The following is a 6,246-nucleotide window of genomic DNA, read 5'->3' on the forward strand; positions in this document are numbered from 1 at the left end:
CCGCAATCTTGGCGATCAGGGTAGGCTAAGCCGGCTCATGCGACCGCCGTCAACGGTATAGATCTGGCCGGTGATGAAGCCGCTCTCCTCCGCAGCCAGAAAGGCAACAAGCGCTGCCACTTCTTTCGGGGCTCCCGTGCGGCCGACTGGATGGATTTTGCCGATGTTCCGTCTGAAGGCCTCCACGTCAGGCTGGGCTGAAATGAAATCGAGGTTCAGGTCGGTGTCGATCCACCCAGGGGCAACGGCGTTGCAGCGGATGCCGTCCTGGCCATGGTCAACTGCGATCGCACGGGTCAGCCCGTGCAGTCCTGCCTTGGAGGCCGCATAGGCGGCATGATGAGGATTGCATCCAATACCTTCGATTGATCCCACATTGACGATCGTGCCTTTGGTGACGCGCAAATGGGGCAGGGCGTGCTTGACAAGCAGGAAGGGGGCCGTGAGATTGACGGTCAGGCTGCGCTGCCAATCTTCCAGTGTCATGTCCTCGACACTGGCTTCCTGCATCAGCCCGGCATTGTTGACCAGAACATCAAGCCGCCCTGACGCGGTTATGACCGCCGAGATCACTTTGGCGAGTGCGGCGCTATCTGAAAAATCGGCACAAACATGCTCGAATTCTGTGTCTTCACTGCGCTGGGCTGTGAAGACCCGGGCGCCTTCATCGCGCAGACGAAGTGCAATTGCCCTCCCGATCCCGCTGCGCCCGCCGGTGACCAGCGCCGTCTTGCCTTCAAAGCGTGTCATGCAACCGATTTCCCGCCATTGACCTCGACCAGCGCGCCGCACATGTACCGGGCCGCATCGGAGGCCAGAAACAGCACGACATCGGCAATGTCATCCGGTTTTGCGACACGGCCAAGCGGGACGGTATTGCCGAGTTCGTAAATCGCGGTTTCAGGATCGAACCCCCGTTTTTCAAAACCGCTGCGCAACATCGGAGTGTCGACCTCGTTCGGGCAGACCGCGTTGATGCGAACACCTTGTTGGGCATGGTCCCGGCCCATGCATTGGGTCAGTGAGGCAATTGCCGCCTTTGTCATGCAATAGACAGCGTGATTTGGACCGGGATGAACGCCCCAGCAGGAGGCAAGATTGACAATGGCGCCGCCGCCACCTTCTGCCAGGATCGGGATGCCCGCCCGGCAGATCCGGAACGGGGCCTCGACATTGACGCCCACCGAAAGATCCCAGTCACGGTCGCTGGTGTCCGTAACCGGGCCGCGCGTGATCACTCCGGCGTTGTTGATGATGATGTCAAGACCCCCGAGAGCCTTGGCCGCAGCGTTTGGAAGATCGTCCGTATAGGCCTGATCCAGCAGGTCGCCGGGCAGAGCCACCTCAGCTGAGAGGCCATTGCACTTGAAATCAGCAACTGCGACGGCGGCACCCTCATCACGCAGCATCCTGGTGATGACATGACCCATCCCGCCGGCGGCGCCGGTCACGAGCACTTTTTTGTTTGAAAATCGCATGACACCTCCGATTGGTCCAAACAGCCTAGAATGACGCGACAGGTGCCCCGAACAGGGCTTCATCAGGGACCACGCCGAGACCAGGGCCGGCCGGGACGTTCAAATGCCCGTCAACGATGTTGACAGGGTTACGGCTGTCATAGTTGCTGTCAATGTATGGCTGGGCGATCCAGACTCCTTCGAGGAACTTCGGGTGGACCGTGGCCGCGATCTGAACGCAAGCCGCAGCGATGATATCGCCGCCCCAGCTGTCGTCGCAGGTGTGGGGCAGAGCCGCGGCTTCGCAAATATCGCGAAACACTGACATGGGTTGCAACCCGCCGATCCGCGTTAGCTTCATGCCGAAGCCATCGCAGATCCCGTCGCCGATGGCGCGCACCACTGCCGAAATGTCGGTTGCCGATTCATCCAGGTAGACCCCGTGTCCCAGCTGATGCCGGATGCGGGCAACCTCTTCGATCGTGTTGCAGGGCTGTTCCAGAACGATAGGAATGTCGAGGCAGGAGCGGCTCACGCGCAAGGCCTCTTGCGATGTCCAGCCTCGGTTTCCGTCGACGATCAACCGCATCCGTGTGCCGACCGCTTCCCAAACCTTGCGGATCGTCTCAATATCCAGATCGACCGCGCGACCGCCGACCTTGATTTGCATGCGTTTGAAGCCCTGATCTGCCTTGTCCTTGGCAATCCGGGCAATATCCTCCGGCGACCCGACGCCCGAGGCAAAATAGGAGGGCACTTTTTCGGTCATTGCACCGCCCAGTAGGTCGGCAACACTGAGACCCGTGCGTTTCCCGAGAAGATCATGGGCTGCAATGTCGAAGGCTGCCTTTGCATAGGCGTGTCCGTTTAACCGCTTGTCCATCAGCCGCTGAAAGGCGCGCAGGCCGGTTACGTCGGCGCCGATCAGGCCGGGTGCGATTTCCTTGATCGCCGCCAGCGCACCAGCGGCGTGCGCGGGCGCGTAGACGGGCCCTACCGGGCAGGTCTCTCCCCAGCCAGCGGCGCCGGTTTCATCGACGATCTTGACCAATGTGGTTTCCAGCACGTCCACCACGGTCGAAGCCATGACATAGGGCCCGTCTTTGACCGGCAGGGTATGGCTGTAGACATGGATTTCTCGAATGCGCATGCGGCAATGCCTTCAAATAGTATCAGCGCTAGACGGCTCAATCAGGCGTCGCGGAAGCGGAAGAATTAGTAGTCCTGGTTCAGGGCATCTTCGGCAGGGATCTCCCGTTCGCGACGGGCGATGTAGTCCAAAAGAGCCTCGTTCTTCGCTTCGTCGAGTTTCGGTTCCTGATACTCCAACAAGAGCTTGCGAGCTTGAGTAAGGGCACGCTTTGTAATCTCGACTTCGCCCTCGGCCTTCCACTGTTCGATCGAGTTGTTGTCGAACATGTCTGGCATGAAGAAGGCCCGTTGGAAGTTTTCCTGGGTGTGAGGATGGCCTAGATAGTGACCGCCCGGGCCGACGTCGCGGACGGCCGACAACGCTTCATCGAAATCATCCCAGCGCGGTCCTTCGGCCATGCGATAGGCCATGGCGCATTGTTCGGCATCGACAATGAACTTGGCTACTGAACAGTGCATGCCGGCTTCGTTCCAGCCAGCGGCGTGCCAGATGTAGTTGGCACCGGCATGGATCACAGCGCTCAAAGTTGCTGCACTCTCATAACCTGCCTGCGCATCGAACGTCTTGGCGCCGCCGAGCGAGCCGGAGGTCCGCCAGGGCACATTGTAGTAGCGCGCAAGCTGCCCGATCAGAAAATTCATCAGGCTGATTTCGGGTGTTCCGGCCATCGGCGCGCCCGATTTCATGGAAACTGTCGACAAGTAATGGCCATAGATCGCCGGTGCGCCCTTGCGGATCACCTGGGTGTAGGCGAGTGCGCTCAAGGCTTCGGCGTTGAGCTGGGCGACGGCGGGCACGACAGAGGCTGGTGTATTGGCGCCTCCGAGCACGAAGGGGGAGCACAGCACCGGCTGGTTGCGTCTGGAAAAAGCCCGCATGGCCCCCAGCATTGTCTCGTCCCAGACCAAAGGTGAGTTGCCGTTGCAGTTGCCGGTCGTGACCGGGTGATCTTCCAGGTAATCCTCACCGAAGAGGAGGGCGCACATCTCCACCACGTCTTCGGCATTCTTCGGGCTTGTGGTCATGCCCATGAAGGTTTTGTCCGAATACTTGATCGATGAATAGGTGATACGCAGGTGGCGGTGGCTGATGGGGTGATCATACGGCTCGACGATATGGTGCGCGCTGGAGTGCATCGCCGGCAGCATATGGCTGAGTTTATGGAACATCGCGAGATCGTCCAGCGTCGGGTTGCGGCGCTCATCGTCGAGATCCCGAATGAAAGGGGCTCCGGTCATGGGCACGAACATCGACCGGTTTCCACCAAGCGGAACGTTCTTTGCCGGGTTGCGAGCGTGATATGTGAAGCTGGAGGGGATCGTGCGGATCAGCTCGCGTACCAGGCCACGGTCAATATAAACCCGTTCTCCTTCCACCTTGGCACCGGCTTTGCGCCAGTCGTCCAGTGCGATTGCGTCCCGGAATATGATCCCGACCTCTTCCAGAATTTTCATGGAGGCATCGTCGAGGCGCTGAATCTGATCCTGATCCAAGGGTTCGCACAAAGGCAGCTTTCGGGTGAGACCCGGCAGCATTTGGTGATCAGGTGCGGTGCGAAGTGCACGGCGGCCGGCACGGCCACCGCTTCGGCTGCGCGTTGCGACACTCATAGGGGACTCCGAAGGTGGTTCACTTCCGTCAGGATGCGCGGGATGAGGCGCGACAACGCGCGGTAAACCGAACTTGAACAGCATTTTCCGACATTGCCGGAAAATTCTCGTTGCTCGGAGCCGAAATAATTTTCAGAAGCCTCGAAGCAGATAATAATAATGGCGCTTTTTTGTTTTTCCGTTCGGTCAAAATTCAATGTTGTGCTGAAGTAATGTTGCTTTGCACAATTCTATGGCACGCTGTTAGCATTAAAAATTTTAAACGTTGAATTTTGCCAAAGGGGTAGTCGCGGTGGTGGAGTTCGTGTTTTGTTATCTACATGTCGCAAACGAGCATCGCAGTTACTCAAGAATTTGCGGATGCTACGTGTGGGAATTTTACTGTCGACAGCTTTGAATAATCCAGATGGGGAGACAGATGACCAAAACCAAAGACCAAGACATGATCAATCGCCTTGAAAGCGCGGCCCGTACCGGAGGCATCACAAAACGTGAGTTCATCCGCTACTCCGTGCTGGCAGGCCTGACAGCGACAACCGCTACGGGCCTCTGGTCCACCAAGGCCAAGGCACAACCGAAAAGCGGTGGCACCTTCCGCTGGGGTCTGCATGACGGAAACACGTCGGACAGCCATGACCCGGGCACCTACTTGACCCGCCAGATGATCTTCATGGCGCACACGTATCGCAGTTTCCTGACGATGATCATGGGCGACGGCTCTCTCGGACCAGATCTGGCGGACAGTTGGGAAGCCAGTGCAGATGCCTCTGAGTGGACCTTTAAACTCAGCGAAAATGCCAGCTTCCACAGTGGCAAGAAGCTGACGGCAGACGACGTCATCGCGTCGCTGAACCACCACCGCGGAGACGCATCGACATCTGCCGCGAAAGCTCTTCTTGCTGGTGTGACTGACATCAAGAAGGATGGCGATTACACCGTTGTAGTATCGCTTTCCGGCGGCAATGCGGACTTCCCGTGGCTGATGACCGATTATCACCTTTGTATTTGCCCGGCCAAGGAAGACGGCACGATCGATTGGGAATCCGGCGATGGCACGGGTCCGTACAAGATCGACAGTGGTGAGTTTGGCGTTCAGTTCAACCTGAGCCGGCACGACGGCTGGCACCGTGAAGGCGCCTATTTTGATAAGGTCGAGATCATCGTCCTGAACGATCCGAATGCCCGCCAGACCGCTCTGATGACCGGTGACGTGGACGCAGTCTCGCTGATCGAGCTGAAGACGATGGGACTGCTGCAGCGCAATCCGAACATCAAAATTCATAATATCCCGTCCGCGGGCGCGATCACAATGCCGATGCATTGTAATGCCGCTCCATTCGACAACGTCGACGTGCGCAACGCGTTGAAACTGGCGATGAACCGCGACGAGATCATCGAGAAGATCGCCTTCGGCGCCGCCACCAAGGGCAACGACTTCCACCACTCCCCGGCGCAGCCGTATTGGCCGGACGATCTTCCGCAACGCGAGTATGATCCGGATCAAGCCAAGTCCCTGCTGAAGAAAGCCGGCGCGGAAGGCCTTACCATCAACCTGTCGACGGCGGATAGTGTTTATGCCGGCGCCGTCGATATGGCCGTCCTTTACGCAGAACACGCCAAAGCGGCGGGCATCAACATCAACGTCGTGCGTGAACCAAACGACGGCTATTACTCCGATGTGTGGTTGAAAAAGCCGTTCTGTCTGGTCTCCTGGGGCGCGCGTCCAACACCGGATGTGATGTACACGCTGGCCTACAAGGACGATGCAGCCTGGAACGAGTCTTATTGGCAGAATGAGCAGTTCAACAAGCTCTTGCTGCAGGCAAAAGCGGAACTGGACGACGCCAAGCGCGCGGACATGTACCGCGAGATGGCAATCCTGGCGAAAGACGACGGCGGGACGATCATCCCGTTCTTCAACAATTTCGTTTACGCCAACAGCACCAAGGTGGGCACGCCGGATCAGCTGGCTGCCAGCTGGGAAAATGATGGCGCACGGGCGGCAAGCCGCTGGTGGTTCGAGTCT

The 6,246-nt window shown here is 58.4% G+C and carries 5 protein-coding genes; 1 reads left to right on the forward strand and 4 read right to left on the reverse strand.

The window, feature by feature from the left end; translation table 11 throughout:
• Nucleotides 1-15: 15 nt before the first annotated feature.
• The 4 genes from SADFL11_RS02245 to SADFL11_RS02260 form a co-directional block, all read right to left on the reverse strand.
• Nucleotides 16-750 (reverse strand): SDR family NAD(P)-dependent oxidoreductase, encoded by a 735-nt coding sequence (locus SADFL11_RS02245; RefSeq protein WP_008188970.1) that lies wholly within the window; start codon nucleotides 748-750, stop codon nucleotides 16-18.
• Nucleotides 747-1,478: an SDR family NAD(P)-dependent oxidoreductase gene (locus SADFL11_RS02250; protein WP_040450755.1), complete on the reverse strand. Its 732-nt coding sequence runs from the start codon at nucleotides 1,476-1,478 to the stop codon at nucleotides 747-749. Before SADFL11_RS02250 ends, SADFL11_RS02245 begins: the two co-directional genes overlap by 4 nt.
• 25 nt (nucleotides 1,479-1,503) lie before the next feature.
• Nucleotides 1,504-2,607, reverse strand: a complete 1,104-nt coding sequence (locus SADFL11_RS02255) for a mandelate racemase/muconate lactonizing enzyme family protein (protein WP_008189416.1) — start codon at nucleotides 2,605-2,607, stop codon at nucleotides 1,504-1,506.
• 65 nt (nucleotides 2,608-2,672) lie between these two features.
• A complete protein-coding gene (locus SADFL11_RS02260; RefSeq protein ID WP_008193245.1) occupies nucleotides 2,673-4,220 on the reverse strand; it encodes a trimethylamine methyltransferase family protein in 1,548 nt (515 codons plus the stop codon).
• Between the two features lie 418 nt (nucleotides 4,221-4,638).
• On the opposite strand from SADFL11_RS02260, the gene SADFL11_RS02265 reads away from it, so the two are divergent.
• Nucleotides 4,639-6,246 (forward strand): ABC transporter substrate-binding protein (locus SADFL11_RS02265; protein ID WP_134853148.1); only part of this gene is annotated, 1,608 nt, incomplete at its 3' end.

The organism is Roseibium alexandrii DFL-11 (assembly GCF_000158095.2).
In the GTDB taxonomy this organism is placed as follows: domain Bacteria; phylum Pseudomonadota; class Alphaproteobacteria; order Rhizobiales; family Stappiaceae; genus Roseibium; species Roseibium alexandrii.